Origin of the sequence: Kitasatospora sp. MAP12-44 (assembly GCF_029892095.1) — a bacterium.
Taxonomy (GTDB): domain Bacteria; phylum Actinomycetota; class Actinomycetes; order Streptomycetales; family Streptomycetaceae; genus Kitasatospora.
This window is the reverse complement of record NZ_JARZAE010000004.1, coordinates 231,383-257,511: the sequence shown is the minus strand read 5'-3', so window position 1 is coordinate 257,511 and position 26,129 is coordinate 231,383. Positions and strand designations below refer to the sequence as shown.

Annotated in this window: 24 protein-coding genes and 1 pseudogene; 21 read left to right on the top strand and 4 right to left on the bottom strand. The window is 70.7% G+C overall.

From position 1 onward, the window contains the following. The first annotated feature begins 336 nt into the window (after positions 1-336). The 7 genes from P3T34_RS02260 (at position 337) to P3T34_RS02230 (ending at position 9,087) form a co-directional block, all read left to right on the top strand. Positions 337-633 (top strand): WXG100 family type VII secretion target, encoded by a 297-nt coding sequence (locus tag P3T34_RS02260; protein ID WP_280664255.1) that lies wholly within the window; start codon positions 337-339, stop codon positions 631-633. 99 nt (positions 634-732) lie between these two features. Continuing rightward, complete coding sequence (locus P3T34_RS02255) at positions 733-5,190, top strand: FtsK/SpoIIIE domain-containing protein (RefSeq protein WP_280664254.1); 4,458 nt, start codon at positions 733-735, stop codon at positions 5,188-5,190. Next, positions 5,190-5,468 (top strand): hypothetical protein, encoded by a 279-nt coding sequence (locus tag P3T34_RS02250; RefSeq protein ID WP_280664253.1) that lies wholly within the window; start codon positions 5,190-5,192, stop codon positions 5,466-5,468. Before P3T34_RS02255 ends, P3T34_RS02250 begins: the two co-directional genes overlap by 1 nt. A 45-nt stretch (positions 5,469-5,513) precedes the next feature. Beyond that, complete coding sequence (locus P3T34_RS02245) at positions 5,514-6,920, top strand: hypothetical protein (RefSeq protein WP_280664252.1); 1,407 nt, start codon at positions 5,514-5,516, stop codon at positions 6,918-6,920. A gap of 17 nt (positions 6,921-6,937) precedes the next feature. Next, the gene (locus P3T34_RS02240) at positions 6,938-7,708 is read left to right on the top strand and encodes a hypothetical protein (RefSeq protein WP_280664251.1); all 771 of its coding nucleotides are present in this window, start codon (positions 6,938-6,940) and stop codon (positions 7,706-7,708) included. After that, on the top strand, positions 7,705-8,373 hold the full coding sequence (locus P3T34_RS02235) for a hypothetical protein (RefSeq protein WP_280664250.1): 669 nt from the start codon (positions 7,705-7,707) through the stop codon (positions 8,371-8,373). The genes P3T34_RS02240 and P3T34_RS02235 overlap by 4 nt, the downstream gene beginning before the upstream one ends. A gap of 24 nt (positions 8,374-8,397) precedes the next feature. Continuing rightward, entirely contained in the window at positions 8,398-9,087 is a 690-nt protein-coding gene (locus P3T34_RS02230) for a helix-turn-helix transcriptional regulator (RefSeq protein WP_280664249.1), read from the top strand. 25 nt (positions 9,088-9,112) lie between these two features. Here the strand turns inward: P3T34_RS02230 and P3T34_RS02225 are convergent, their stop codons facing one another. Further along, the gene (locus P3T34_RS02225; RefSeq protein ID WP_280664248.1) at positions 9,113-11,905 is read right to left on the bottom strand and encodes a BTAD domain-containing putative transcriptional regulator; all 2,793 of its coding nucleotides are present in this window, start codon (positions 11,903-11,905) and stop codon (positions 9,113-9,115) included. Positions 11,906-12,458: 553 nt separating this feature from the next. On the opposite strand from P3T34_RS02225, the gene P3T34_RS02220 reads away from it, so the two are divergent. The 9 genes from P3T34_RS02220 (at position 12,459) to P3T34_RS02180 (ending at position 20,243) form a co-directional block, all read left to right on the top strand. Continuing rightward, on the top strand, positions 12,459-13,220 hold the full coding sequence (locus P3T34_RS02220; RefSeq protein WP_280664247.1) for a DeoR/GlpR family DNA-binding transcription regulator: 762 nt from the start codon (positions 12,459-12,461) through the stop codon (positions 13,218-13,220). Between the two features lie 140 nt (positions 13,221-13,360). Further along, entirely contained in the window at positions 13,361-14,725 is a 1,365-nt protein-coding gene (locus tag P3T34_RS02215; protein WP_280664246.1) for a sugar ABC transporter substrate-binding protein, read from the top strand. A gap of 170 nt (positions 14,726-14,895) precedes the next feature. Continuing rightward, positions 14,896-15,729, top strand: a complete 834-nt coding sequence (locus tag P3T34_RS02210) for a sugar ABC transporter permease (protein WP_280671778.1) — start codon at positions 14,896-14,898, stop codon at positions 15,727-15,729. After that, entirely contained in the window at positions 15,726-16,580 is an 855-nt protein-coding gene (locus P3T34_RS02205; RefSeq protein ID WP_280664245.1) for a carbohydrate ABC transporter permease, read from the top strand. Before P3T34_RS02210 ends, P3T34_RS02205 begins: the two co-directional genes overlap by 4 nt. A 28-nt stretch (positions 16,581-16,608) precedes the next feature. Beyond that, positions 16,609-17,598, top strand: coding sequence for a zinc-dependent alcohol dehydrogenase family protein (locus P3T34_RS02200; protein WP_280664244.1), 990 nt, complete (start codon positions 16,609-16,611; stop codon positions 17,596-17,598). Beyond that, positions 17,595-18,587, top strand: coding sequence for a carbohydrate kinase (locus P3T34_RS02195; protein WP_280664243.1), 993 nt, complete (start codon positions 17,595-17,597; stop codon positions 18,585-18,587). Before P3T34_RS02200 ends, P3T34_RS02195 begins: the two co-directional genes overlap by 4 nt. A 71-nt stretch (positions 18,588-18,658) precedes the next feature. Further along, a complete protein-coding gene (locus P3T34_RS02190) occupies positions 18,659-19,237 on the top strand; it encodes a YceI family protein (protein WP_280664242.1) in 579 nt (192 codons plus the stop codon). Next, positions 19,234-19,530, top strand: a complete 297-nt coding sequence (locus tag P3T34_RS02185; protein WP_280664241.1) for an SDR family oxidoreductase — start codon at positions 19,234-19,236, stop codon at positions 19,528-19,530. The genes P3T34_RS02190 and P3T34_RS02185 overlap by 4 nt, the downstream gene beginning before the upstream one ends. A 53-nt stretch (positions 19,531-19,583) precedes the next feature. Further along, complete coding sequence (locus P3T34_RS02180; RefSeq protein WP_280664240.1) at positions 19,584-20,243, top strand: NAD(P)-binding domain-containing protein; 660 nt, start codon at positions 19,584-19,586, stop codon at positions 20,241-20,243. A 53-nt stretch (positions 20,244-20,296) separates the two neighbouring features. Here the strand turns inward: P3T34_RS02180 and P3T34_RS02175 are convergent, their stop codons facing one another. After that, a complete protein-coding gene (locus P3T34_RS02175) occupies positions 20,297-20,530 on the bottom strand; it encodes a BTAD domain-containing putative transcriptional regulator (protein ID WP_348534608.1) in 234 nt (77 codons plus the stop codon). A gap of 95 nt (positions 20,531-20,625) precedes the next feature. On the opposite strand from P3T34_RS02175, the gene P3T34_RS02170 reads away from it, so the two are divergent. After that, entirely contained in the window at positions 20,626-21,321 is a 696-nt protein-coding gene (locus P3T34_RS02170; RefSeq protein ID WP_280664239.1) for an alpha/beta hydrolase, read from the top strand. Between the two features lie 57 nt (positions 21,322-21,378). Here the strand turns inward: P3T34_RS02170 and P3T34_RS02165 are convergent. Next, positions 21,379-21,561 (bottom strand): annotated as a pseudogene (locus tag P3T34_RS02165) (helix-turn-helix domain-containing protein); the annotation flags it as partial. Between the two features lie 278 nt (positions 21,562-21,839). Here P3T34_RS02165 and P3T34_RS02160 point away from each other — a divergent pair. Then, complete coding sequence (locus P3T34_RS02160; RefSeq protein WP_280664238.1) at positions 21,840-22,361, top strand: hypothetical protein; 522 nt, start codon at positions 21,840-21,842, stop codon at positions 22,359-22,361. A gap of 309 nt (positions 22,362-22,670) precedes the next feature. Here P3T34_RS02160 and P3T34_RS02155 read toward each other — a convergent pair whose 3' ends face one another. Further along, a complete protein-coding gene (locus P3T34_RS02155) occupies positions 22,671-23,279 on the bottom strand; it encodes a TetR/AcrR family transcriptional regulator (protein ID WP_280664237.1) in 609 nt (202 codons plus the stop codon). A 59-nt stretch (positions 23,280-23,338) separates the two neighbouring features. Between P3T34_RS02155 and P3T34_RS02150 the strand changes: the two genes are divergently transcribed. From P3T34_RS02150 to P3T34_RS02140, 3 genes are all read left to right on the top strand, one after another. Then, a complete protein-coding gene (locus tag P3T34_RS02150) occupies positions 23,339-24,058 on the top strand; it encodes a DUF998 domain-containing protein (RefSeq protein WP_280664236.1) in 720 nt (239 codons plus the stop codon). Then, entirely contained in the window at positions 24,055-24,831 is a 777-nt protein-coding gene (locus P3T34_RS02145) for an SDR family oxidoreductase (RefSeq protein ID WP_280664235.1), read from the top strand. Before P3T34_RS02150 ends, P3T34_RS02145 begins: the two co-directional genes overlap by 4 nt. A gap of 290 nt (positions 24,832-25,121) precedes the next feature. Further along, positions 25,122-26,015 (top strand): alpha/beta hydrolase, encoded by an 894-nt coding sequence (locus P3T34_RS02140; protein ID WP_280664234.1) that lies wholly within the window; start codon positions 25,122-25,124, stop codon positions 26,013-26,015. The last annotated feature ends 114 nt before the right edge of the window (positions 26,016-26,129 follow it).

Here is a 26,129-nt window from a genome sequence, read left to right as displayed (position 1 = left end):
AGCGCGATCAGCGGGTCGGCTCAGCAGTGTCACCTGTGTCTCCTCGGCTGTGGGCGGCGGGTCGTGTCGTTGTACACCCCGTCCGGCGTGGCTGTCGCATCGTCAGGAGCCGCCCCGCATCGACCGGCGAGGACGGGGCATTCGGTCTCCTCCAAACGTTGCTCTTCCCGCGCGGGAGGTGTCAACGCCGAGCCCGGGGAGGGCTTGGGCCCCTGGACCCAAGCCCTCCCCGGGGTTCTGGACCGGCATCGGGTCCGTTCCTAGCATCGAAGCGTCCGTGCCGAATGTGTCGCTGCTTACCGCGACGCTCGGCAGCTGCATCAGAAGGGACAGACCATGGCGAATCTGAACGTCACCTACCAGGAGATGGTGGACGCGGCGACCACGATGAGCAACAACAAGGCCGACATCGACGACAAGCTCAACCAGTGCAGGACCATCGTCGACAACCTGACCACCAACGGCTTTGTCACCGAGCAGGCGTCGGGCAAGTTCGACGAGGTGCACACCGAGTTCAACACCTCGGCCGTTCAGGCCATGGACACCCTGGAACAGCTGTCGAGCTGGCTCAACAAGGCCGTGACCGCGATGCAGGACATGGACACCCAGCTGTCCGGCTCCCTCAACAAGTAGTAGTCGGCCCGGAGTTGTCCGGGCACCGTATGCGCGCCCCGCGCCGGCCGAATCCCCGGCGCGGGCGCCCGCACTCATGAGGGGTTGGGAGCCATGCCCATGATGATCACCATTGCCCGGCGTCCGGACTGGTCGGCCGACGTGGTCGTGGATGCCGATCCCACCACGCTCCTGCGCGACGTCGTCAAGAACCTGCTGGACAGCCTCGACGGGTCGCAGGCCCCGCCAACCGGTGACCCGGGTGTGACGGCGGTCTATCTCGCCGATCAACTGCTCGACCTCTCCCAGCCGTTGGCGGGCAGCGGGATCCACGACGGGTCCGTCCTGTGGCTCGGTCGCCCCGGCCCGGTCCCGAACCGCCGCGCCGGCCTGGTCACCGTCCGGGTGGTGGCGGGCGCATGCGCCGGGCGGGTCTGGTATCTGGAGGCAGGAGAGCACCGCATCCGGTCCGGTGCCGGCCTCGGCCAATCCGGTGCCGGTGTCCACATCACCACGGGTGATGACCCGGCGGAGGTGCTGGCCGTCGTCCGGGTGTCCCTGAACGCCTCGGTGCATGTGCGGGCCGCCGGGGCCGGCGCCCTGCTGGGCCGCACCCCGCTGACCGACCGCGAGCTCGCCTGGCGGGAGACGGTCCAACTCCGGCTCGGGGAGAGCCTGTTGGAGGCGCACCCGGTGCTGCGCCCGGATGCCGTCGTCGAACCCTCGCACGACGGTGAGTACGTGAACTACAACCGCCCCCCTCGGCTGCTCCCCCCGGTGCAGCGCACCGCGTTTCGCCTCCCGGTCCAGCCCAGGCAGTCGGCCGCGAGCGCGCTGCCGTGGCTGGCAGCCGGTCTGCCCGCCGTCGGCGGCGGCCTGATCGCGGTGATGACGAACAACTCGATGTTCCTGATGATGGCGGCGATGTCCCCGGTCATGATGGTCGGGAACTGGCTCAGCGGGCGGCGTCAGGGCCGGATCGGCTACCGGCGGCAGCTGGCCGAGTACCAGACCCAACTCGCTGCCACCGAGGCCGAGATCGCGGCGGCGATGGAGCAGGAACGCCTGGACTGCCGCGCCGCCGGCCCGGACCCGGCCGAGTTGCTCGTCATCGCGACCGGTCCCAGGGCCCGGCTCTGGGAACGCCGCCGCACTGATCCGGACCACCTGCTGGTCCGGGTCGGAATCGCCGACCTGCCCACCGGGATCGTCGTCGAGGAGGTCGAAGGCGCGCAGCGCCACCTGGACCTCCGGCCGGCGCATGACGTCCCCGTCGCCTTCTCCATCGCGCAGACGGGAGTCGTCGGTGTCGCGGGGCCGGACGGATGGCCGCGGCGGATGTCGCGCTGGCTGGTCGGTCAGCTGGCCGTTTTGCAGAGCCCCCGCGACGTGCAGCTGTACATCCTGACCGACCCGGCGGGCGAACCCCTGTGGCAGTGGGCGGCCTGGCTGCCGCACACCCGGCCGATGCTGGGGCAGCAGGCCCTGGCGCTGGTGGGCGCGGACGCCGAGACGCTCGGCCACCGGGTCGCCGAGCTGATCGAGCTCATCACCGCCCGCCAGCAGGTGCGACTCAACACCGGTGCCGGGGCCGTGCTCGCCGACCCGGACGTCGTCGTGGTGCTCGACGGGGCCCGACGGCTGCGGGCGCTGCCCGGAGTGGTGACGGTCCTGCAGGAGGGGCCCGCGGTCGGCGTCTACAGCATCTGCGTGGACGCCGACGAACGCACCCTGCCGGAGGAGTGCGCGACCGTCGTCATCGGGGGCCAGGCGCAGCCGGTGACCCTGCGCCGGCAGCGCGCCGCGCAGCTCGACGGCATCCTCGCGGACGAGGTGGCGGACAGCTGGTACGAGGCGGTCGGGCGCCAGCTGGCGCCCTTGCGCGATGTCAGCGAGAACGGGGGCGAGGCCGCCCTGCCGCCCTCCGCGCGCCTGCTGGAGATCCTCGGTCTGCAGGATCCGACCGCCGCCGCGCTCGCTGCGCGCTGGCGCTCGTCGAGCCGCAGCACCAAGGCCGTGGTCGGTTCCTCGCTCAACGGCCCGTTCGCCCTCGACCTGGTCAACCACGGCCCGCACGGCCTGGTCGCGGGCACCACGGGCTCGGGCAAGTCGGAGTTCCTGCAGACCCTGGTGGCATCACTGGCCGTGGCCAACCGTCCGGACGCGATGACCTTCGTCCTGGTCGACTACAAGGGCGGTGCCGCGTTCAAGGACTGCGTCGACCTGCCGCATACCGTCGGCCTGGTGACGGACCTCGACACGCATCTCGTCGAACGGGCCCTCACCTCGCTGAGCGCCGAGCTGACCCATCGCGAGCACCAGCTGGCAGCCGCGGGCGCGAAGGACCTCGAGGACTACCTCGACTACGCGGGGCGACGGCCCGAGCTGGCGCCGATCCCGCGTCTGCTCATCGTCATCGACGAGTTCGCGTCCATGGCGCGTGAGCTGCCCGACTTCGTCAGCGGACTGGTGAACGTCGCCCAGCGCGGCCGCTCGCTGGGCATCCATCTGATCCTGGCGACGCAACGCCCGTCCGGTGTGGTCTCGGCGGAGATCCGCGCGAACACCAACCTGCGGGTCGCGCTGCGGGTGACCGACGCCGGAGAGAGCACCGATGTCATCGACGCCCGGGAGGCCGCGAGCATCTCGGCGGCGACCCCGGGGCGGGCCTACGCCCGGCTCGGGCACAGCTCGCTGATCCCGTTCCAGACCGGCCGAGTGGGGGGCCGCCGCCCGCGGGCCGACCGGACGGCCGAGGCGGCCCCTCCGTTCCTGCAGCCGGTCTCGTGGCTGGACCTCGGACTGCCCGCGCCGCAGCGCCCGCACAGCGCGGCCGAGACCGACGAGGTGACCGACCTCTCGGTCCTGGTGGCGGCGGTCCGGCAGGCCAACGACATGCTGGGCATCGCCCCGCAGCGCCGGCCGTGGCTGCCGCCGCTGCCGCTGTCGCCGGTGGTGGAGCTGGCGGTGGATCCGGTGGGCGCTGCGACGGGGAACCCGTCGTTCTCCTGGGCGGTCCAGGACCTGCCGGTGCAGCAGCGCCAGGAGCCGGTGACGGTGGACCTGGCCACCTTCGGGCACCTGCACATCATCGGCGCCCCGCGCTCCGGGCGCTCCGCGGCGCTGCGAACGTTCGCGGCGGCCGCGGCCAGCGCCTCCAGCGTCGCCGACCTGCACCTGTACGGGATCGACTGCGGCAACGGCGCCCTGCTGCCGCTCACCAAGCTGCCGCACTGCGGCGCGGTGGTGCAGCGCTCGGAGCCCGAGCGGGCCGCCCGGTTGCTGAAGCGCCTGCACGCCGAGGTGCAGAACCGTCAGCGGCTGCTCGGTGAGGGCGGCTTCGCCGACGTGACCGAGCAGCGCGCGGCCGCCCAGGAGGCCGAGCGGCTGCCCCATCTCGTGCTGCTGCTGGATCGCTGGGAAGGGTTCATGGGAACCCTCAGTGAGTACGACGGCGGGGTGCTGACCGAGCTGATCCAGACCCTGCACCGCGAGGGCGCCAGCGCCGGGGTGCATGTGGTCATCGCCGGTGACCACATGCTGCTGAGCGGCCGGATGAGTTCACTGTGCGAGGACAAACTGGTGCTGCGGCTGTCGGATCGCAGCGATGCCAGCCTGGCGGGGCTGAACCCGCGGAAGATCCCGGAGAACCTCCCGCCGGGCCGCGGCTACCGCGCGGGCAGCGCGATCGAGACCCAGGTCGCGCTGGTGGCGGCCGATCCGGCGGGCCCGGCGCAGGTCGCCGCGGTGCACGCGCTGGCGGCCCGGCTCGTCGAGCGGGAGGCGGGAGTCGCGAAGTCGGCGCGCCCCAAGCGGATCGCGGTGCTGCCGACCCAACTGCCGTTCGAGCAGGCGTGGGAGTCGGTCGGGACCCCGGGCCCCATGTGGGCACTGATCGGGGTCGCCGGCGACGACCTGGAACCGGTCGGGGCCGACCTGCTGGGCGATCAGCCGACCTTCCTGGTCGCCGGGCCGTCCCGGTCCGGGCGCAGCACGGCACTCGCCGTCATGACGGAGTCGCTGCTGCGTGGCGGGACCGAGGTCGTCATCGGCGCCCCCATGAACTCCCCGCTCCGCGGCTTCGCGGGCCGGCCCGGCGTGCGTGGTGTCATCACCGGCGACGTCCCCAGCGAGGCCGAGTTCGCCGAACTGCTGGACCCCGGTGCCGGTCCGGTGGTGCTCGTGGTCGACGATGCCGAGGTGTGGCGCGACCTGCCGTGCCGGGACTGGTTGAAGGCGTTCGTCCGCAAGGCCTTCGGCAGCAGGCGAGGCGTGATCATCGGCGGGGAGGTCGCCTCGGTGGCCAGCGGCTTCTCCGGCTGGCAGGCGGACATCAAGAAGAACCGGCGCGGTGTGCTGCTGTCGCCGCCCAACATGAGCGACGGCGACCTGGTGGGTGTCCGGCTGTCCCGCTCCCAGGTCGCCGCCCGGGTCGAACCGGGCTCGGCCCTGGTGCACCTGGGGAGCGGCAGCCTGCTGCCCGCCCGCATCCCGCTGCCGGCGCCCGCCCCGCCCGCCAGCCCCGCCCACGACAACCGGGAGCACGACAATCCCGCCCACGACAACCGGGAGCAATGATGGCAGACCTCGTGGTGAAGGACCTGCAGGACCTGGTCAACGACCTCAACGAGCTGATCAGCCAGTTCGAGGGGGCGCTGGACTTCCAGAACGACGACAAGGGGCTCTGGGGGCAGAAGAACGCCAATCTGTCGATGGGCGACTTCGCCGACAACTGGACCGTCCACCGCGACGCGATGGTCAAGGACATGAAGACCCTGCGCGACCAGGTGACCAAGATCGACACTGCCTGGTCGCAGGGGGAGAAGCAGCTGCTGGATTCCCTCCAGAAGAACTGACGATTCGTCAAGTCGGGCAAGTTGGGTAAGGCCAAGGAGAACTGAATGTCCATCAGAAATCTCGACTGGTCGCCGTTGGACCGGGACTCGGACCCTGTCCACGCCGACCCCGACGTGGTGGTCGCGGCACAGAAGCGCTACGCCCACATCGCGACGACCATCGACGACGCGACCGCCAAGCTGCAGCAGATCGTCAGTACCAACAGCGACAGCCTCGCCGGCCAGTACGTCCAGGGGCTGAAGTCCGAGGCGAGTTCGCTCAACGACAGACTCAGCAAGGCCGCCGTGCGCTACCACGACGTCGCAGGCGAGATCGGCAAGTACGAGCCGGACCTGGACCAGGGGCTCAGCGAGACCGCCGCCGCGCTGACGGACGCCGAGGCGGCCAAGACCGCCCAGACCAAGGCGAACGGCATGCCGGATCCGCAGAAGAGCTCGGACGGCACCACCACCCCCGCGGAGCAGCAGAAGGGCAACGACAAGAACAAGGCCAAGTCCGACGCCGACGCGAACATGTCGGCGGCCAAGACGCGGCTCAACAACGCGCTGGACGCGCTCAACGTGGCCGGCAAGCGCTTCGGCGACGCGGTCAGCGCCAGGAGGTACGACGACGGGCTGACCGACACCTACAAGGACAAGCTCGACGCCGTGATGGCCAAGATCAGCCAGATCTTCGCCATCATCGGCATGATCCTGGGTGTCCTCGCGATCCTCATCCCCGGTGTGGACGTGCTGGTCCTCGCCGGAGTGGTCGCCGGCGCCATCACGCTGATCGCCAACATCGTGCTCTACAAGGACGGCAAGGGCAGCCTGGCCGACGTGATCCTCGGGGCCGTCGGGCTCGGCCTGGCCGGCCTGGGCGCCATCGCCTCCGTGGTGGCCAAGGGCATGGCCAACGCCGCCAAGACCCTCGGCACGCTCGCCGGCCGGCCGCGCCCGATCACGGTGAACCCGCCGCAACTGCGCTGGGGTCCTGGCGCGCCCATCGAACTGCAACCGGTGGGACCGGCGGGGGTGAGGACCGGACCGAGCGTCACCACCGGGGTCAACACCACCCCGGGCGACTTCACCATTCCGGTGAACCCGGCCACCGGGTGGACGAACATGTCGGACTGGTTCAACAACCCGGCCACCAACTGGCTGTTGGGCAAGTTCGGCGGGATCACCCCCGAGATCGGATTCTGGCAATCGGCGGGGATGCAGTTCGGGAAGGCCGGCGAGCTGTGGGCATCGTTGTTCAGCAATCCGTTGAAGTTCCTGGGGGACTGGTCGGGCGTCATCGGCGGCCTGAGCGGCTTCCGCGACCTCTCGGGCATCATGGCGGCGATCGGCGGCAAGATCTCGCCGCTCTGGTTCGCCTGGGGCGGTCTGAACGGTGCGTTCGGCATGGGCGGGTTGATCTACACCGGCGGGCGGCTGCAGGGTTGGATTCCCTCGGTCAACCCCTCCTAGCGAGCACGGGAGAGAAGATGAACGACGATCTGGCGGCGCTGACGCAGCAGCCGTGGCACTGGGAGTGGGTGCCGGCCGTGCGACCGGGCGAGCCGGCGTACGAGGAGTGGACCGAGTACCTGGTGGGCCTGTTCGAGGAATGGACGTCCGAGGGCCTGGCCGCCGTACGCGCGACCTGGCCCGCCGACGCCGGGGCGGAGTTCCCCATCACGCCGGACATGCCGGGACGTGACGCCGCCCGCTGGCTGCTGGAACGCGCGGGCCAGCTGCCCGCCGGGGCCCGGCTGGCCTGGGGCGCGGCGTTCGTGGGCGATCGGCCGAGATGGGCGCCGGTCCCGGTGGTCGTGGAGTTCCGCGGGCCCGCGGTGGGGGATCCCAACTACCTCATGGACCTGGTCGGCGCCCGCGGCATGGAGGGTGACGCGCGCGAGCCCGTCGTCGACTACGTGACCACCTCGATCGGTGACGGGCTGCGGGTGTTCGCCCTGTGCCGCAGCGCGGAGGGCGCCGCCTACGCGCGCGTCCACGCGGCGATGCGCCTCGACGTGCCGCCGACCGGTGGCGCGCCGGGCGTCGGCATCGACGTCATGCTGACCACCCTCGTCTTCGAGATGGGACTGATGGCCTTGATCGGCAACGGAGTCGAGCAGTTGATGCACCGGACAGCCGACGAATGCGCTCCCAGCGACGGGGGTCCGGCCCTGCTGGGCTTCGTCGCAGCCGCCGAAGTCGCCGCCGCCGAAGTCGCGTCCACCGAAGTCGCAGCCACCGGGGGAGGGCCGGCATGATCGACTTCGAACTCGTCCTCCCGGACGGCTGGGTGCAGATTCCCACCACCGCGGACACCACCAGGCTGCGCCGCCGGATCATCGACGACGTGGTCCACCACCACCTGCCCGACTCGCTGCCGCGGGACAAGGCGGGTCCGTGGCGCAAGATGCTGCGCAAGGAACTCACCGAGGCGACCGACGAGGCCGCGCGGCAGAGCGCCCGCTCGGTCCTGCTGCCGCTGCAGGAGTTCAGCGGCATCCGGCTGCCCGGATCGATGCTGGTGACCGTGCTCGAAGGCGAGGACGGGACGGAGGACCCGGAACAGCTGCTGGCCTCCATCCTGGCCGATGCGGGGGCCGGCGGGACCTTCCTGGAGATCGGTGGCGCTCCGGCGGTGCGGGTGGCCTCGGTCGTGGACAGCGGCCGGATCCGGCGCAAGGCGCCGTCCTGGCAGGTCTCGTACTACGTGTCCAATCCGGACGCGCCCGGCGCGTGGGGACTGCTCACCTTCACCGTGCTGACCGACGGCGACGTCGACGCCGCGCCGGTCCAGGCCGTCGTCCTGCTCTTCGACATGATCGTGTCGACGCTGCGCTGGGCGGACCGCGTCGACGTCCCGACCGAGGACGACGTGCTCGCCCAGCTTGCTCCGGCGTCTGAACCGGACGTGAAGGAGGTCTGAAGCCGGCTCCGCCACGCTGAGCGTATGACAGTTGCCGCCGCCTCCGTGCCGATCAGTCCCAGCTACGTCGCTCCCACCTGCGTACGGATCGCCATCACGAGCCCGGACATCCTGGCCCAGATCCGGCAGGTGTTCGCCGGCAAGAACCTGGCCGTGGAGATCGTCCGCATGCCCTACGTCGAGGTCACCGTCAGACCGGCGGCCGGCGCGGCCGGCCTGGTCGGTGCGGCCGTCACGGACCGGTCGGCCGCTCGCCGGCTGTGCGCGGAGTACCGGCTGAGCGTGGTCGAGGTCGCCGGCCGGCCGGCGGCCGAGCACCCTGTCCCGCACAGCCGGCCGCACCTGGCCGCGGTGCCGGACACCGACGCCGACAGCCCGGTGGCGGTCCTGTCGCAGCGTCAGCACGAGGTGATGGCCCTGGTGTCCCGCGGTGTGCGCAACGCCGACATCGCCGCGCGACTGCACGTCAGCGAGAAGACCGTGAAGAACCACATCAACCGGATCTTCCGGTCGCTCGGGGCGGGCAGCCGGGTCGAGGCGGTGCTGATCTGGCAGCAGCACCAGCGCAGCGCGGCTAGGGCCTGTCCGGGCGATCTTGCCGGGCGCGCGACGCCGGGCATCCCGCCTGGACGCACGCCCGAATCATCCAAGTACGGCCCAGTACGAGGACGATCCGGGCGCACGCCCAGCCGGGCGCCCAACGCCGCGCGCTGATCCGACAAGATCGCCCGGACAGGCCCTATCCGGCGCGGCGCACCGAATCCTCCGCTGTCACCGGTGGGGAGCCGGCATCCAGGCCACGGAGGAAATCCGTGAGCTCGGCGACCTCCCCGGCCTCCAACTCCCGCAGCCGCAGCAGCGCCCGGGTTGCCAGGCCGTGCGCCGCCTGCCGGGCCGATCCCGAGCGGTGCACCTTGGCGAGACCGAACAGGGCCAGGGCCTCGTGGTAGTGGTCGCCGCCGGTCTCGGACAGCGACAGCGCGTCCTGGAGGTAGCGCACTGCCTTCTCGGCGTGGTGCAGCCCGTGTTCCGCCAGGCCCAGGTTGATCAGGATGTTGGCCTCGACCAGCACGTTCCGGCAGCTTCGTGCCGCCGTGAGGCCTGGTCTCCCGTACCGCAACGACTCCTCGAACTCGCCCAGTTCGGCGTGCAGTTCGCAGAGGATGTCGAGGCATCCCGCCTTGAGGTGCTCCAGCCCGGCGCGGCGGGTCAGGTCCAGAGCCGCTCTGGCGTAGGACAGCGCGGCCGCGTAGTCCTTGGTCTGCCGAAGCGTGGCTGCCAGACTGCCGAGCAGAGCGCCGCGCAGCGCGTCGTCGTCGCCGGGATCCTCCAACAGCCGCAGACCATGTCGAAGATGGCGCAGCGCGGCACTGTGCTGCCCCAGCCGCGAGTTGGCCACGCCCAGGTGGTTGAGCAGGACCGCCTTGGCTCGTCGGTCCTGGACCAGTTCGGCGCTGCGCATCCCGATCGCGAGCGTGTGCACCCAGGTCCGGGCCTGCCCGGCCGCGGAGAAGTAGTCGAAGAGCAGGTACGCCAGCTGCCAGGCCTGCTCGTGACAGCCGATCCGCTGCGCCGTGCGCACCAGCCGAGCGAGGTTCTCCCACTCCTTCGCACACCAGGCCACGTCCTTGTGGTCCTGCGTCAGGGTCCGGACGTACCACCGGAGTACCCGCTCGAGCGCCGCTCGACGTGACGCGCTCGTCTCGTCGCCGCGGGACACCTCCTCGGCGTAGATATGGGTCAGGTCGTGCATCCAGCAGCTGCTGCCGGCGGTCTCCACCAGATGCTGGGCAGCCAGGCTCCGCAGCGCTGTCGCCGCCGCCGACGGCGGGACGTCCAGCAGGGCGGCGGCCACCTCGACGCGGATGCTCACCCCCGGGAACAGCCCGAGCATGCGGAACGCGTGGGCCGCCGCGGCGTCCAGCCTGGCGTAGGACCAGGAGAGCACGCCGCGAACGGAGGACAGCTCGTCGTCCGGGATCTGCAGGGCATCGAGCCGACGCCGCACATCCTCCAGGTCGGTGATCAGGTCGGCGATCCGCGACCGGGGGCCCGCGGTCACCTGCTCCGAGGCGATCCGCAACGCCAACGGCAGGTGGTCGCACAGGTCGGCGAGCTGCCGCGCCGCCGACGGTTCGGCGCCGACCCGAGCGCTCCCGATCGAGTCGCGGAGCAGGCTCAGCGATTCCTCGGCGGTGAACGGCGACAGGGTCACCCGCCGGGCCGAGTATCGGACCGCGAGGCCGCTGAGCCGGTTGCGGCTGGTCACGACGGTGAAGGACGGACCGCCGCCCGGCAGCAGGTCCTCGACCTGGTCGGCACAGGCGGCGTTGTCCAGCACGATGAGCATGCGCTTGTGCTGCACGATGCTGCGCCACAGCGCGACCCGCTCCTCCTGGTCCGCCGGGATCTTCCCCGGGTTCAGCGAGCTGAGCAGGTGGTGCAGCGCGTCCACGGCCGAACTCGCCGGGTGCTTGGGGTCGAATCCGCGAAGGTTCACATACAACTGGCCGTCGGGGTATTCGGCGGCCAGCAGATGACCGCAGTGCACGGCCAGCGCGGTCTTGCCGACGCCGCCGACTCCGACGAGCATCACGATCTGCGGGCACCCGGCCTCGTCGACCCCGCTGTCACCCGACGCGGTGCGCGCCGCGTCCAGCACCTGCTGGACCGGAGCGACCCGACCCACGAAGCCGCCGACGCCGCGGGGAAGTTGCGCCGGCCGGACGGGAGCTGCGCCGGCCGGGGCGACGTCCCGGCGGGGCAGGCGGTCGCGCGGCCCGGCGTTGTCGGTCAGGATCGATGAGTACAGGGCTTGCAGCTCGGCCGACGGGTCGATCCCCAGATCCTCGGTGAGCAGCTTGCGCAGGTCGTGGTACTGCGTGAGCGCATCGGCCGTCCGGCCGCTGTGGCGCAGCGCCGTCATCAGGAGGGCGCGCAACCGCTCGTGGTAGGGGTTGTCCGGCAGAAGACCTCTCAACTGGTCAGCCACCGTGGTCGGTTGGTTGAGCTCCAGGAGAAGCTCGGCACGCTCCAGCAGCAGGCGCAACCGCAGGTCCGACACCCAGGTGCGGTGCTCGGCGGCGAACGGACCCGGCAGGCCGCTGAGCGCGGAGCCCGGGTGCCAGCGGACCAGTGCCTCGTCGAAGGCGGTGACCGCAGCGGCCGGGTCCTGCTGGGCCCGGCTGGTCCGAGCCCGCGCTGCCAGCCGCTCGACTGCTCTGATATCCAGCTGCCCGGGGTCGAGTTGGAGCGCATAGCCCGATCCCGAACTGATCAGCGGCTCGCCCAGACCGGCCAGCGCTCGGCGAAGGCCGGACACATAGGTGTGCAGGCTGCCGGCCGCGGTGGCCGGGGGCGACTCGCCCCAGATGCAGTCGATCAGATCGTCACGCGAGACGAGGCTGTTGGTCCTCAGCGCGAGAACGGCGAACACCGCGCGCTGCTTCGGTGAGCCGAGGAGAAGCTCTCTTCCTTCGGCATAGGCGCGCAGTGGTCCGAGAGTCTCGACCCTCAGGCAGCCGTTCTCCATGACGGTGTCTCCCTTGGAGGAAGCAGAGTCCTGACTCGGCGCAGCTGTAAGGGCGTTGTCTCGCTCTGCGGAGCGTGTGAGTGCGTGTGGGTGCGTGTTGTTGCGACAAGGGCATGCGATATGGGCATTGCGACAGGGGCATTGCGACATGGGCATGGGTCTGCCGACCGCTCCCGGACACAGCTCCGCAGTGTCTCCGGGGTCACCATCGGGGTCCGAGTGTGCCGGTGGCCGACATCCGGGTCAAGCCCCGTGACCGTGTTCGATCAACGCGCCCTGACCAGGGCAGAACCCGGCAGTCCGGCAGCCATTCCCGGGCGAAGTGCCCGGGAATGGCGGTCATCGGGGCCGGAATCTGGGCAATCGGGCATCCGGGGCGGGCCGCTGGGCCGTCGGACGTCGCTGACCTGCTGTCATCTCCGTCGGGCGCGGGCACAATTCGGGCTTGTTCCGGTCGACTGCGGAGCTGTCCGTGGTCCCGACATGGGGGTATAAATCTTCCACGGGCACATTCGGGCTTGCGATGTCCGAACGGGCGGAAGGAGAACCGGAGATGCGGGCAACGGACCGGCAGCACCGGATTCTGGCCCTGGCCCGCCAGGAGGGGCGCGTCGAGGTCACCACCGCGGCCGCTGATTTCGAGGTCGCGGTGGAGACCATCCGGCGCGACCTGAGCGAGTTGGAGCGCCGGGGGCTGATCCGCCGTACCCACGGCGGTGCCTACCCGGTCGAGAGCACCGGCTTCGAGACCGACCTGGCTCAGCGCGTCACCCGGCATGTGGAGGCGAAGCGCCGGATCGCGGCCGAAGCTGTCAAGCTCGTCGGCGAGGCAGAGAGCGTCTTCATCGACGAGGGCTACACCCCGCAGCTCCTCGCCGCGCTGCTGCCGGCGGACCGTCCACTGACCGTGGTGACGGCGTCGCTGTCGACGGCGGCGGCCGTGGCCGACTCGGCCAACATGACCGTCCTGCTGCTGGGTGGCCGGGTCCGCGGCCGGACCATGGCCACCGTGGGCTCCTGGGCCTGCGCGATGCTCTCGGGTTTCGTCATCGACCTGGCGTTCCTGGGAGCGAACGGGATCTCCCGCGACCTCGGATTGACCACCCCCGATCCGGTGGTGGCCGACGTCAAGGCCAAGGCCCTCGAGGTGTCCCGCAGACGGGTCTTCATGGGGCACCACAGCAAGTTCGGAGCCAGCAGCTTCTGCCGCTTCGCGGGGGTCGGCGACTTCGAGGCGATCGTCACCGACACCGAACTGTCCAGTGCGGAAGCCCATCGCTACGCGCTACTTGGACCGCACGTCATTCGGGCCTGAGGCACCAGGCCCGAGAAAAAAACCGCGCTCCGGGGCGCGGCTGCCGGCGTCTCCGCAGGACGCCCGGCCGCCGCCTCGGTCGCACGTGCCCCGAACCGGTCCCACCCGGCCGGGTTCGCCGAGAGTAAGGAACACGCATCATGACGATCAGACAGACAGTCCAGCGCGTCACCGTGCCGCTGGGCGTGGCAGTCCTCTGCGCCGCCACCCTCGCGGGCTGCAGCGGCGCCGGTGGCGCCGGCGGTGGCTCGCAGGCGCACTCCATCAATGTGCTGATGGTGAACAACCCGCAGATGGCGGATCTGCAGAAGCTGACCGCGGCCAACTTCACCAAGACCACCGGTATCACGGTCAACTTCACCGTGCTGCCGGAGAACGACGCCCGGGACAAGTTCACCCAGGACTTCTCCAGCCAGTCCGGCCAGTACGACATCGCGACCATCAGCAACTACGAGGTCCCGTTCTACGCCAAGAACGGGTGGCTGGCCTCGCTCAGCGGCCACGCCGCCGGCGACACCGGGTTCCAGCAGAGCGACATCCTGCCCACCATCCAGCAGGCGCTGACGTACAACGGCCAGATCTACGCCGAGCCGTTCTACGGCGAGTCGTCGTTCCTGATGTACCGCAAGGACGTCTTCGCGGCCAAGGGTCTGACCATGCCCGCCAACCCGACCTGGCAGCAGGTCGCCGACCTCGCGGCTGCCGCCGACGGGGCGCAGCCAGGGATGAAGGGCATCTGCCTGCGCGGGCAGCCGGGCTGGGGTGAGGTGATCGCGCCGCTGACCACGGTGGTCAACACCATGGGCGGCACCTGGTTCGACCAGAACTGGCAGGCCCAGCTGACCTCCCCGGCCTTCACCGCCGCCACGAACTTCTACGTCAACCTGGTGCGGGCGCACGGTGAGGCGGGCGCGCCGCAGTCCGGGTTCACCGAGTGCCTCAACGACCTGGAGCAGGGCAAGGTCGCCATGTGGTACGACGCGACCTCGGCGGCCGGTTCGCTGGAGGCGTCCGACTCGCCGGTGGCCGGCAAGATCGGGTACGCGCCCGCTCCGGTCGACCAGACGAAGAGTTCGGGCTGGCTCTACACCTGGGCCTGGGGCGTGCAGAAGGCCAGCAAGCACCAGGACGACGCCTGGAAGTTCATCTCCTGGGCCTCCGGCCAGGGGTACGAACAGCTGGTCGGCCAGACCCTCGGCTGGCCCCGCGTCCCGGCCGGCAAGCGCACCTCGACCTACAGCAACCCGAGCTACCTGGCCTCCGCCTCGGCGTTCGCCCAGGCCACCGAGACCGCGCTGACCAGCGTCGACCCGCAGAACCCGGGCGTCCAGCCGCGGCCCGCGCCGGGCATCCAGTTCGTCGGCATCCCGGAGTTCACCGATCTGGGAACCCAGGTCTCGCAGCAGATCAGCGACGCGATCGCGGGCCAGATCAGCGTGGACCAGGCGCTGAAGAACAGTCAGGCGCTCGCTGCCAAGGTCGGCGCCAAGTACGCGGGCCACTGACACCACCCCCGCGCACCCACCCGAGCGGAGACATGCACGTGAGCACTACCTCGATCACCGGCCACCCCAGCAGACTGTCGCGGTCCGCCGAACCCGGCGCTCGCCGGGCGGCGGGCCGGCCGCGGGGCGCCTGGTCCCGTCGGGCGCCGCTGCTGCCGGCGCTGGTATTCATGATCGTCGTCACCCAACTTCCCTTCGTGGGAACCCTGGTGATCTCGTTCATGCGCTGGAACGCGCTGGACCCGGGCAACCGCGGGTTCGGCGGCCTGTCCAACTACACCGCGGCGTTCGAGGATCCGACGCTGCGCTCGTCCATCGAGACCACGGTCCTGCTGACCGCCACCGTGGTGCTGGTGAGCCTGTTGCTCGGGCTGGTACTGGCGCTGCTGCTCGACCGCCGCTTCCGGGGCCGCGGCATCGTGCGCACCATGCTGATCACACCCTTCCTGGTGGTGCCCGCGGCCTCCGCGCTGCTCTGGAAGCACGCGATCTACAACGCCTCCTACGGTCTGCTGAACGGCACGCTGACCTGGCTCTGGAGCCTGTTCGGCAGCGCTCACGCGCCGCAGCCGGACTGGCTGTCGACCACTCCGCTGCTCGCGGTGGAGGCTTCGCTCATCTGGCAGTGGACGCCGTTCATGATGCTGATCCTGCTCGCCGGACTGCAGAGCCGCCCGATGGACGTCGTCGAGGCGGCCCGAGTGGACGGGGCGAGCACCTGGCAGGTGTTCCGCTACCTCACCTTCCCGCACCTGCGCCGCTACCTGGAACTCGCCTCGCTGCTCGGCAGCATCTACGTGGTGCAGAACTTCGACGCGGTCTTCACGTTGACCTCCGGCGGTCTTGGCACCGCCAACCTGCCCTACGCCGTCTACCGGACCTTCTACCAGGGCCACGACTACGGTCAGGCGTCCGCCGAGGGCGTCCTCGTGGTCATCTGCACCATCCTCCTCGCGACCTTCGCGTTGAGGACCGTCTCATCGCTGCTCCGGGAGGAGTCATGACGGCCGCCACAGCGACCACGCGGGCTTCGGCCCGGCGCAACGGCGCCCTGCTCGGGCTGCTGGCCTGGTTCTGCGGGGTGCTCTTCTTCCTGCCGTTCGCCTGGATGGTGCTCACCTCGCTGCACAGCGAGTCGGCCGCGGCCACCAACCCGCCGAGTGTCGGGGCCGGGCTCACCCTGCAGGGCTACCGGGAGTTCTTCGGTGCCGGTACCGGGGTGAGCCCGTGGCCGCCGCTGATCAACTCCCTGACGGCCAGCGTCGCCTCGACCCTGCTGGTGCTGCTGCTGTCGATCCCCGCCGCGTACGCGCTGTCGATCCGGCCGGTGCGCAAGTGGACCGACGTGATGTTCTTCTTCCTGTCCACCAGGATGCTGCCGGCCGTGGCGGGCCTGCTGCCGATCTACCTGATCGCCCAGAACGCCGGGATGCTGGACAACATCTGGCTGCTGGTCATCCTCTACACCTCGATGAACCTGCCGATCGCGGTGTGGATGATGCGCTCCTTCCTGGCCGAGGTGCCCAAGGAGATCCTGGAGGCCGCCTCGATCGATGGCGCGGGGCTGCCGACCGTCCTGCTGCGGATCGTGGCACCCGTGGCCATGCCGGGCATCGCGGCCACCGCGCTGATCTCCTTCATCTTCAGCTGGAACGAACTGCTGTTCGCCCGGGTGCTGACCGGCGTCGTCGCCGGCACCGCACCCGTCTTCCTCACCGGCTTCGTCACCAGCCAGGGCCTCTTCCTGGCGAAGGTGTGCGCGGCCGCCGTCTGCATCTCCGTGCCGGTGCTCGTCGCCGGCTTCGCCGCCCAGGACAAGCTCGTCCAGGGCCTTTCGCTGGGGGCAGTGAAATGACCGGTCAGATCTCCTGGGGGGCGGCGCGGTGAAGGCTGCCGTCATCAGCTCGCCCGGTGTGGTGAGCGTGGAGACCGTCGAGGATCCGGCACCGGGCCCGCGGGAGGTGGTGGTCAGGGTGGCGGCCTGCGGCCTGTGCGGCACCGATCTGCACATCCTGCAGGGCGAGTTCGCGCCCACCCTGCCCATCGTCCCGGGCCACGAGTTCGCCGGGGAGGTGGTCGCCGTGGGCACCGGCGTCAGTGAGCTGTCGATCGGCGACCAGGTCGCCGTCGACCCGTCGCTGCCCTGCCACGAGTGCCACTACTGCCGGATCGGGCGGAGCAACCTGTGCGAGCGCTTCGCCGCGATCGGGGTCACCGCTCCGGGCGCGGCCGCCGAGTTCGCCCTCGCCCCGGTCGCCAACTGCGTACGCCTGCCGGAGCACGTCCGCACCCAGGACGCCGCCCTCATCGAGCCGCTCTCCTGCGCGGTGCGCGGATACGACGTGCTGCGCAGCCGGTTGGCCGACACCGTGCTGATCTACGGCTCCGGCACCATGGGCCTGATGATGCTGGAGCTCGCCAAGCGCACCGGCGCGGCCAGCGTGGACGTGGTCGACATCAACAGCGAACGGCTCACCGCCGCCCGCCTGTTGGGCTGCAGCAACGCCGTCACCGCCGCCGACGAGATCGAGCGACCGCGCGGCTGGGACGTGGTCATCGACGCCACCGGCAACGAGCGGGCCATCCAGGAGGCGCTGGGCCGGGTCGGCAAGGGCGGCACCTACCTGCAGTTCGGCGTCGCCGACTACGCCGCCCGCGCGATGATCGAGCCCTACCGCATCTACAACCAGGAGATCACCATCACCGGCTCGATGGCGGTCCTGCACAGCTACGAGCGCGCGGCGGACCTCTTCGCCGCCGGGGTGCTGGACCCGCAGGTCTTCATCAGCGACCGGCTCCCGCTGGCCGACTACGCCGCCGCGCTGCAGCAGTTCCAGGCCGGCAAGGGCCGCAAGATCGTCATCACGCCATGAGCCGCCCGGGGTCAGGAGAGCCGTCGACTCTGGTCATCGGTGAGGCGCTCACCGACATCCTGACCGGCCCGGACGGCCGCCGAAGCGCCGTCCCCGGGGGCAGCCCCGCCAACGTGGCGCTCGGCCTGGCCCGGCTCGGCCACCCGGTGCGCCTGGCCACCCGGGTGGGCGGCGACGCGTACGGCCTGGAGCTGCGGCGCCACCTCGGCGAGAGCGGTGTGCTGCTCACCGGCGGGTCGGTCGTCGACGCCGCCACGTCCACCGCCACCGCCGTCCTCGATGCCGACGGCGCGGCCGGCTACCGCTTCGACGTCAGCTGGAGCCTGCTGCCCACGGCGACCGATCCGGCCGCCACCGGCCCGGTCGCCCATCTGCACACCGGATCGATCGCGGCGCTGCTCGCCCCCGGCGCCGCGCAGGTGCTCGCGGCCGTGCGAGCGGCGCGGCCGGGCGCCACCCTCTCCTACGATCCGAACCTGCGGCCCGCGCTGCTGGGAACGGCGGCGCGGGAGCGGCCGCGGGTCGAGGAGCTCGTCGCCCTCAGCGACGTGGTGAAGGCAAGCGACGAGGACCTCGGCTGGCTCTACCCCGGGCACGACGCCGCCGCGGTGGCCGCGCGATGGGCGCGGACCGGCCCCTCGCTCGTGGTGCTCACCCTCGGGGCCGGCGGCGCGCGGGCCTTCTGGCGGCACGGCAGCCACCGGGTCAGGCCGACCCCGGTCGAGGTGGTGGACACGGTCGGCGCGGGTGACGCCTTCATGGCCGGCCTGCTCAGCGGGCTGCTGCGGGCCGGGCTGCTGGGCGGCGGTGCGGGGGAGCGGGGGAGCGCCCGAGACGAGCTGCGGGCCGCCACCGGCGCGGAGCGGCTCCCCGCGAAGGCGGTCGAGTCGCTCGCCCTGGCAGCGTGCACCGCGGCCCTCACCTGCACCCGCCCGGGCGCCGACCCGCCACGCCGCGCCGAGCTCCCGGACTACTCGCCGCCCGGGTAGCCCGTACCGCGCGGAGCTGCTCGTGGTCGTCTTACGCTGGTCGCAGGGGGCAGAGCTGCCAGGGAGCTGCCATGGCGACGGCAAGATGGTTCTTCGAGCCCAGCCACACCGGCGCGGAGTTCCGTGCCAGACACATGATGGTCACCGACGTGCGCGGTCAGTTCAAGAACATGCACGGCTTCCTGGAGGTCGACCCGGAGGAGCCGGAGAAGGCCCAGGTCGAGGCGACGATCGACGCGACCCAGGTCTACACGGGTTCGCCCGAGCGCGATGCGCACCTGCGCAGCGCCGACTTCTTCGATGTCGAGCACCACCCGACCTGGAAATTCGTCGGGACCCGGGTTCACCAGGTGAGCGCGAGCGGCTTCGAGGTCACCGGCGATCTCACCATCCGCGGGGTGACGCGACCCGTCGTGCTGGAGGTGAGCTATCTGGGCCAGTGGGACACGCCCTGGTGGGAGGGCGACCAGAATCTCGGACCCAGGCGGCGTGCCGGGTTCGCGGCCAAGGCCCGGCTCAACCGTCACGATTTCGGCGTGAGTTGGAACGACACACTCGACCGGGGCGGCGTGGTGGTCAGCGACATGGTCGACGTCGCGATCGATATCGAGGCCGTCCTGGAATCCGCCGGGACGGGGTCCGAACAGTGACCGGTGCAGCTCCTTCGACAGCGGACGGCCGCCGGGTCGCGGTTGTGACCGGCGGCGCCGGTGCGATCGGCGGCGCGATCGCCGTCACGGCTGTTGCCCCGGGGCTGACTCGCACTCCGGCCACCGGCGCGGTGCCGACGGAGGAGTTCGAGGAGGTCGCGGCGCACCAAGCGCTGCCGCGGCCGCTCACCCCCGACGACACCGCAGCGGTGGTGGCGATGCTCGTCGGGGACGACGCCGCCGCCCTGACGGGCCAGATCCTCACGGTCGACGGCGGCCTGGTGATGCGCTAGGACGCGCGCGGCGGGAACCTCAAGTCGGAGTCAACAGAAAGTTAGGGACAGAGATGACCACCGCAATCGTAGGCGTCGGCAATATCGGGAGCGTCGTTGCCCGGCACCTGGTGGCCGGGGGCGAGAGCGTCGTCCTGGCGGGGAGGGGCGCCGCCGCCCGCGCGCAGGAGCTCGCGGACGAGCTCGGGCCGCTCGCACACGCCGCCTCTGTGCAGGACGCGATCGCGGAGGCGGACACCATCGTGCTCGCGGTCTGGCTGGACGTCATGAGGGAGCTGATCCCGCAGGTCGCACCCCTCCTCGACGGCAAGGTCGTGATCGACCCGTCCAACCCGATCGCGTTCGACGAGAAGGGCCAGATCGTGCGGTCGCTGCCTGACGGGCAGTCGGCCGGGTCGGTGGCCGCCGCCCTGCTGCCCGCGAACGCCCGTTACGTCAAGGCGTTCGGGACCCTGGCCGCGGAGGCGCTCGCCGCGGGCGCGAACCGCACACCGCGGCGTGCCGTGCTCTTCTACGCCACCGACGACGACAGCGCCGCGGCGACGACCGAGCGGCTGATCCGTGCGGCCGGGTTCGACCCCGTGAAGGCTGGCGGCCTGGCCCAGGCCGGACGCATCGAGGCGCCCGGCGGCGACCTTCACCAGTTCGGCTTCAACGGCGAACTCGTCGACCTCGACCGGGCGCGCGCCGCTGTCGGCTCCGCCCACCCGTGATCCATGATCCCGAGTTGAACCCCGGCCGGTCACCCGGCCGGTCACCCGGCCGGTCACGCGGCCTGACCGAGGTCGAGGCTGATGTCGTCCCCGCGCAGGATCGCCCGCCGCGCCCGGCATAGGGTTCCGCTCGGGGCCACCCCCAGGTCGTCGGTCAGTTGCTGACGCGTCCGGTCGAAGACCGCCAGCGCCTCGGCCTGCCGGCCGCTGCGGTGCAGCGCGCACATCAGCAGCGCGGCGAGCGGCTCGTTCAGTGCCCAGGGTGATGAGGATTTCGCGAAAACCACTCTGCCCGCGATTCCGTGAATGATCTTGACTAGGCGATGGCGCGGCTACGTCTACCGTTGTTCGAAAGGCGGCCAAGAGAGATGTGGGGGCAGCGATGAGGGTTGTGTTCGTGCATGGGGCGTGTGTGCGGGACGGATCGTGGTGGTGGCACCGGACCGCCGAGCTGCTGCAGGAGCGAGGGGTGCTGAGCGTGGCCCCGGCGCTGCCGAGCTGCGGCGAGGCGGGCCTGCCCGGAGGAACCGGCGGTCCGGGGCTTTCCGAGGATGTTGCCGCAGTGCGGCGGGTGCTGCAGGCCAGCGACGAGCCGACCGTTGTGGTCGCCCACAGCTACGGCGGCATCGTCACGGCGGAAGCCGCCGCAGGCGTCGAGTCGGTACGCCACCTGCTGCTGGTCTCCAGCTATCTGCCCGAGGTCGGGCAGAGCCTGTCGGAGTTCGGGGACAGCGGCCCCGCCCCGTTCCTCGACGTCGACCCCGACGCCGGCACCTTCGGGGTTCGCTCCGAGCTGCTCGTGGACACGTTCCTGCAGGACTGCGACCCCGAGGTCCAGGCGCAGGCAGCGGACCACCTCGCCCGGCAGAGCGTTCGGGTGACCGCGCAGCCGGTCGAGGCGGCCGCATGGCAGCAGGTGCCCTCGACATACCTCGTCTGCGCTCAGGACCGCGGCACCCCGCCGCGCCTGCAGCGCGAGTTCGCCCGCCGGGCCGGCAGCGTCGTCGAGCTCGGCGCTGGCCACCACCCGTTCCTGTCCCAACCTGCAGCAGTAAGGGACCTGCTACTGAGCCTGTGACGGCAGCGGCAAGATCATTCACGGAACCGCGGCCAGAACCAATTTCAGGCATCCCCATCACTGGTCGCGGATCGGGTCGAGAATGCGAAAGCCCCGGCCGTAGACCGTCTCTACCAGCCCCGGCACACCGAGCTTGCGACGCAGCGCCGCCATGTGGACGTCCAACACCTTCGTCGGGCCGTACCAGTGCGCGTCCCACGCCCGCTCCAGGATCTCCTGGCGGGTCACCACCCGGCCGGGTTGATGCGAGGCGCCGACAAGGCCATGACAAGTCAGCCATTCAGAGGGTTCTCTGAGCTGGGAAGGCTAGCCCAGCTCCTGGCAGCACGTCAGAGTTGACCACGCCGCGTCAATGCTCGTGCGGTGCGTTGCGGACCCGTGAAATCACCCGCGGGGCCCTCGCCGACGATCGTGCCCCGGTTGCCGAGGCATGACAACGGATGCCGGTGCCAGTCGTGGGGCCGGCCGGTACGAGCCGCTCGCGGACCGACCGCAGGCGGAGAACAGGAGAACTGCTCGTGATCAGCAAGTCCCTCCTCCTCGCGGCGACAGCCGCCGCGGCCGCAGGCGCGATCGCGGTACCCCAGACGGCCGCAGCACAGACAGCACCGATCAGCACCATCTACTCGGCCGCGCAGAACACCTGTCTGGACACCAGCACCACCGACCCCGGTCAGTACTTCCTCGACACCTACGGCCACCCCTGCAGCGGGAACACGACCCAGAACTTCGCCTTCCAGGCGGTCGCCGGCACGCCCGCGACCTACCAGATCGTCAGCCAGGCCAACGGGCTGTGCATCGGGAAGCTTCGCTGGGGCGTTCGCCAGGCGGCCTGCAGCAGCTACACCGAATGGACACTCCACCCCGTCGGCGCAGGCGGCAACCAGTACCAGTTCGCCGCTCCCAGCACCTACGCCTACCCCAACGCGGACTGCATACAGGTTTCCCCGACGCCCAACGGATACCCAGGCCCCCTGTTCGACCTGGCGGGCTGCAGCTCCGATCCCGCACAGATCCTCACGCTCGGCACCACGCCGTAGCACCCACCATCACCCGGCACCGCGCCGACGCACGCGCTCCGCTCGAACGATTCATGTCGAGTTTTGGCTGCAGGCGCAGTTCGACCTGTCCTGCTGGCGGAGAGCACTTATTCCTGACGCGTCGTATTCTCCGCCAGCGCGGGTGGAGCCAGCTTCGGCACCGGGCTTCGGCTACCTCCGCCTAGCTCGGAGGTTGTCAGGTCTCTGGGACCTCTTCGCCCTTCACGGAGTCGAGGACCCGTACCGGGCAGACGCACGAACAACTCGCCCTGAAAGGCGGCATCGCACTCCCAGAAGTACTGGACATCTTCAGCATTCGCCCCCCGGCTGCTTTGCGGCGTAGGAGCGGAGCAGGACGAGGGTCTGCCGTAGTGCGCGGGCGAGGTGCTGATGGGATCCGGTCGCCTTGTCGATGACCGCGCCGCCCTGGAGTGCGGCGAGCATCATGGAGGCGAGTTCGGTGACGGGGGTTCCTTCGCGCAGCAGGCCGCTTGCCTGCATGGCAGTGAGCTGGTCCCGTAGCTCGGCGGCCCATTGTTCGTACATCCGGCCGACCAGGTCCCGGGTGATCCGGTCGGTGTCCAGCGCCCGGCCCGCCAGGGCCGCGACCTCGCAGGCGTCGTCGCGCCCCTGCTGCTCGTGCAGCCGCAGGATCTGCTCGATCCACGACTCCCAGTCCTGCCACGTGGCCAGCGGCACCGCGGGTGCGTCGGCCTGGGCCAGTCGCGCGAGGTGGCACTGGGCGGCCGCGCGGCGCAGTTCCTCCTTCCCGTCGGGGAAGTAGTAGAACACCTGTCCCTTGCTGGTGCGGGTCAGCCGCATGACCTCGTCGAGGTTGATGTCGTTCGCGGTGATCAGCAGGTCCGCTGCGGCCTCGACGATGCGGGCCTTGGTCGCTTCTCCCTTGGGCGTAGGCATGCGGCAAGCCTAGCTTTCTGGACTTGATAGTCCAAATTTTGCATGCCAGCCTTATGGACGTGAAAGTCCAAAACCCCGTAGCCCGCATACGCGGCGCAGGAGCACTCCTCGTACTCGCCGCCGTGCAGTACGCGGTGCTGGAGTACGTCGCCGCCGCGGCCTGGCACAACCCTTCCTACAACTACGCCGTCGACTTCATCAGCGACCTGGGCAACCCGGTCCCCGGGAACGTGTTCCAGGGCCGGACCGTCGACTCGCCGCTGCACCTGGTGATGGACACCGCGTTCATCGCCCAGGGAGCACTGTTCATCGCAGCCAGTGTGCTGCTGCTCAGTGCCGTGAACGTGGGACGGTTCAAACGCGTGCTGCTCGGGCTGGCGATCGCCCACGGCGTGGGCGTGATCCTCGTCGGCTTCTTCCACGAGTCCTCCGCCGCTCTGCACAACGGCGTGATCGTGGTCCACAGCATCGGCGCGGCCGCCACCATCATCGCCGGCAACGTGATCCCGATCCTGGTCGGCACACGCGGCGCAGCCTTGGGCGCCCCCCGGTGGCTGCGCGCAGCCGGCACCGCGCTCGGGGTCCTCGGCCTGGCCGCATTCGTGCTCCTGCAGGCTGACCGGCCGCTCTACAACTCCTACGGAGGAGTGCCCGAGCGCATCGCGGTGTACACGATTCTGGCGTTCGAGCTGCTGCTCGGAGGGATCCTGCTGCTCCGCCCGCCGCGCCAGACCACCCTCCCTCCTGTGCCCAACACTCCCGAAAGGCTCGCATCATGACGGCTGTTCCCAACTCCGTGGCGCGTCTGGCCGGCCGTCGCGCCCTGGTCACCGGCTCGACCTCCGGCATCGGCCGGTCGATCGCCACGGCCTTGGCTCGCGAGGGCGCCACCGTGGTGGTCTCCGGCCGCAACAAGGACGCCGGCGCCAAGGTGGTGGACGAGATCCGCTCGGCCGGCGGCGCGGCGCACTTCGTGCGCGCCGACCTGGCCGACGGAGCCCGGGCGGCCACGCAGCTGGCACAGGCCGCGGCCGAGGCAGCGGGCGGACCGATCGACGTGCTGGTCAACAACGCGGCGCTGCTCATCCCCGCGCAGTCGCTCACCGAGGTCGACGAGCAACTGGCAGACCTGGCCCTGGCGGTGAACATCAAGGCGCCGGCCCTGCTGACCGCAGCCCTGGTCCCGGCCATGATCGAGGCCGGCGCCGGCGTGGTGGTCAACGTCGGGTCGATCAACGGCGCGATCGGCATGTCCGTCGCGGCACTGTACGGAGCGACCAAGGCGGCGCTCCACTCGCTCACCGCGTCGTGGGCCGCGGAACTGGCCTCCAAGGGCATCCGGGTCAACGCGGTGGCGCCCGGACCGACGATGACCGAGGAGAACGCCGCCTTCCACGACGCGCTGCGCGGCTACACGGCCACCACCCCACACGGCCGGCCGGGCACCTCCGACGAGGTCGCCGACGCGGTCGTGTTCCTGGCCAGCAGCCAGGCCACGCACATCCACGGCGTGACCCTTCCGGTCGACGGGGGATACCTGGCCACCCGATAGGGCCACCGACGGGCTGGTCGGCGTGCCCTGGGCATGGCCGATCGAGCCGTCGATCCCCCGGAGCGAGCCGGTGCCGTGGTCGCATTCCGAGCCCTTGAGCGGGCTTCGACGATCCATGGCGTGGCGCCTCCGGTCGACGGCGGGCATCAGCGGCCCGCGAGGGCGAGGGCTGTCCGAAAACACAGCGTGGTGCCGCGAGCTCGACCCGTGGCACCGTGGGCGCCGGCCCCGGCGGAGCCGACGTCGCAATCGCACTACCCAACCCACACCGAAGCGGGAGAGAAACTGCGATGAAACGCAACGCACGGATCGCCGGCCTGGTCGCGGCGGCACTCGTGGCCACCGGGCTGTCGACGGTCGCGCTCACCTCCAGCGCCCAGGCCAGGTCGTCCCAGGCCAACGCGGTGCAGGCCCACGCCGTCTCGGCCCAGACCCAGGCCATCGCGGACTGGCACGGAGCCAAGCCCACCATCGTGCTGGTGCACGGCGCATGGGCGGACGCCGCCGGCTGGACCCCGGTCATCGAACGGCTGGAGGCAGCCGGCTTCCCGGTCAAAGCACCGCCGAACCCGCTGCGCGGCCTGGACTCTGACGCGCAGTTCATCCACAGCGTCCTGGAACAGATCCAGGGCCCGGTCATCCTGGTGGGCCACTCCTACGGCGGCGCCGTGATCACCAACGCCGTCCAAGGCGACCCCAACGTCAAGGCCCTGGTCTACATCGCCGCCTTCGCACCGGCCAAGGGCGACTCGCTGGCCGGCCTCAACGGCTCGCAGCTGGGCAAGACCATCCCCGCGCTCCCTGTCATCGCGACGAGCTACCCGAATGCCGACGGCACCACCGGGACGGAGCTGACCATCGACCCGGCCCACTACCCCAGCGTCTTCCTCGACAACGAGCTCCCGCTCGACCAGGAGGAGGCGCTGGCCGCCGAACAGCGGCCGCTGAGCCTCGACGCGGTGACCGAGACCTCCGGCACGCCGGCCTGGCAGACCATCCCGTCGTGGTACATGGTGGCCAAGGGCGACCACGCCATCGCCCCGGCCCTCGAAGAGTTCATGGCCACCCGGGCCCACGCGCACACCGTCGAGGTGGCCGGCCCCCACCTGATCATGCTCACCAACCCCGGAGCAGTCACCGACCTGATCGAACAGGCCGCCCGGACCACCGCCCGCTGTGACTGAGCGCTTTAGACCGACCGGCAAATGGAGGGTGGGAGAAGAAGGGGGTCCCCCCGGCCGGAGGCTGGGGGAGGGTCGAGGGCCGAGTCCAGGCGGTGCCGACGAAGGAGCCATGGC

Bases quoted from the DNA above. Each gene is read 5' to 3' on its own strand.
- P3T34_RS02250 (WP_280664253.1), top strand. From the start codon at position 5,190: ATGGCAGACCTCGTGGTGAAGGACCTGCAGGACCTGGTCAACGACCTC.
- P3T34_RS02245 (WP_280664252.1), top strand. From the start codon at position 5,514: ATGTCCATCAGAAATCTCGACTGGTCGCCGTTGGACCGGGACTCGGAC.
- P3T34_RS02140 (WP_280664234.1), top strand. From the start codon at position 25,122: ATGAAACGCAACGCACGGATCGCCGGCCTGGTCGCGGCGGCACTCGTG.
- P3T34_RS02235 (WP_280664250.1), top strand. From the start codon at position 7,705: ATGATCGACTTCGAACTCGTCCTCCCGGACGGCTGGGTGCAGATTCCC.
- P3T34_RS02155 (WP_280664237.1), bottom strand. From the start codon at position 23,279: ATGCCTACGCCCAAGGGAGAAGCGACCAAGGCCCGCATCGTCGAGGCC.
- P3T34_RS02260 (WP_280664255.1), top strand. From the start codon at position 337: ATGGCGAATCTGAACGTCACCTACCAGGAGATGGTGGACGCGGCGACC.
- P3T34_RS02240 (WP_280664251.1), top strand. From the start codon at position 6,938: ATGAACGACGATCTGGCGGCGCTGACGCAGCAGCCGTGGCACTGGGAG.
- P3T34_RS02205 (WP_280664245.1), top strand. From the start codon at position 15,726: ATGACGGCCGCCACAGCGACCACGCGGGCTTCGGCCCGGCGCAACGGC.
- P3T34_RS02225 (WP_280664248.1), bottom strand. From the start codon at position 11,905: ATGGAGAACGGCTGCCTGAGGGTCGAGACTCTCGGACCACTGCGCGCC.
- P3T34_RS02145 (WP_280664235.1), top strand. From the start codon at position 24,055: ATGACGGCTGTTCCCAACTCCGTGGCGCGTCTGGCCGGCCGTCGCGCC.
- P3T34_RS02180 (WP_280664240.1), top strand. From the start codon at position 19,584: ATGACCACCGCAATCGTAGGCGTCGGCAATATCGGGAGCGTCGTTGCC.
- P3T34_RS02230 (WP_280664249.1), top strand. From the start codon at position 8,398: ATGACAGTTGCCGCCGCCTCCGTGCCGATCAGTCCCAGCTACGTCGCT.
- P3T34_RS02190 (WP_280664242.1), top strand. From the start codon at position 18,659: ATGGCGACGGCAAGATGGTTCTTCGAGCCCAGCCACACCGGCGCGGAG.
- P3T34_RS02215 (WP_280664246.1), top strand. From the start codon at position 13,361: ATGACGATCAGACAGACAGTCCAGCGCGTCACCGTGCCGCTGGGCGTG.
- P3T34_RS02170 (WP_280664239.1), top strand. From the start codon at position 20,626: ATGAGGGTTGTGTTCGTGCATGGGGCGTGTGTGCGGGACGGATCGTGG.
- P3T34_RS02195 (WP_280664243.1), top strand. From the start codon at position 17,595: ATGAGCCGCCCGGGGTCAGGAGAGCCGTCGACTCTGGTCATCGGTGAG.
- P3T34_RS02210 (WP_280671778.1), top strand. From the start codon at position 14,896: ATGATCGTCGTCACCCAACTTCCCTTCGTGGGAACCCTGGTGATCTCG.
- P3T34_RS02220 (WP_280664247.1), top strand. From the start codon at position 12,459: ATGCGGGCAACGGACCGGCAGCACCGGATTCTGGCCCTGGCCCGCCAG.
- P3T34_RS02255 (WP_280664254.1), top strand. From the start codon at position 733: ATGATGATCACCATTGCCCGGCGTCCGGACTGGTCGGCCGACGTGGTC.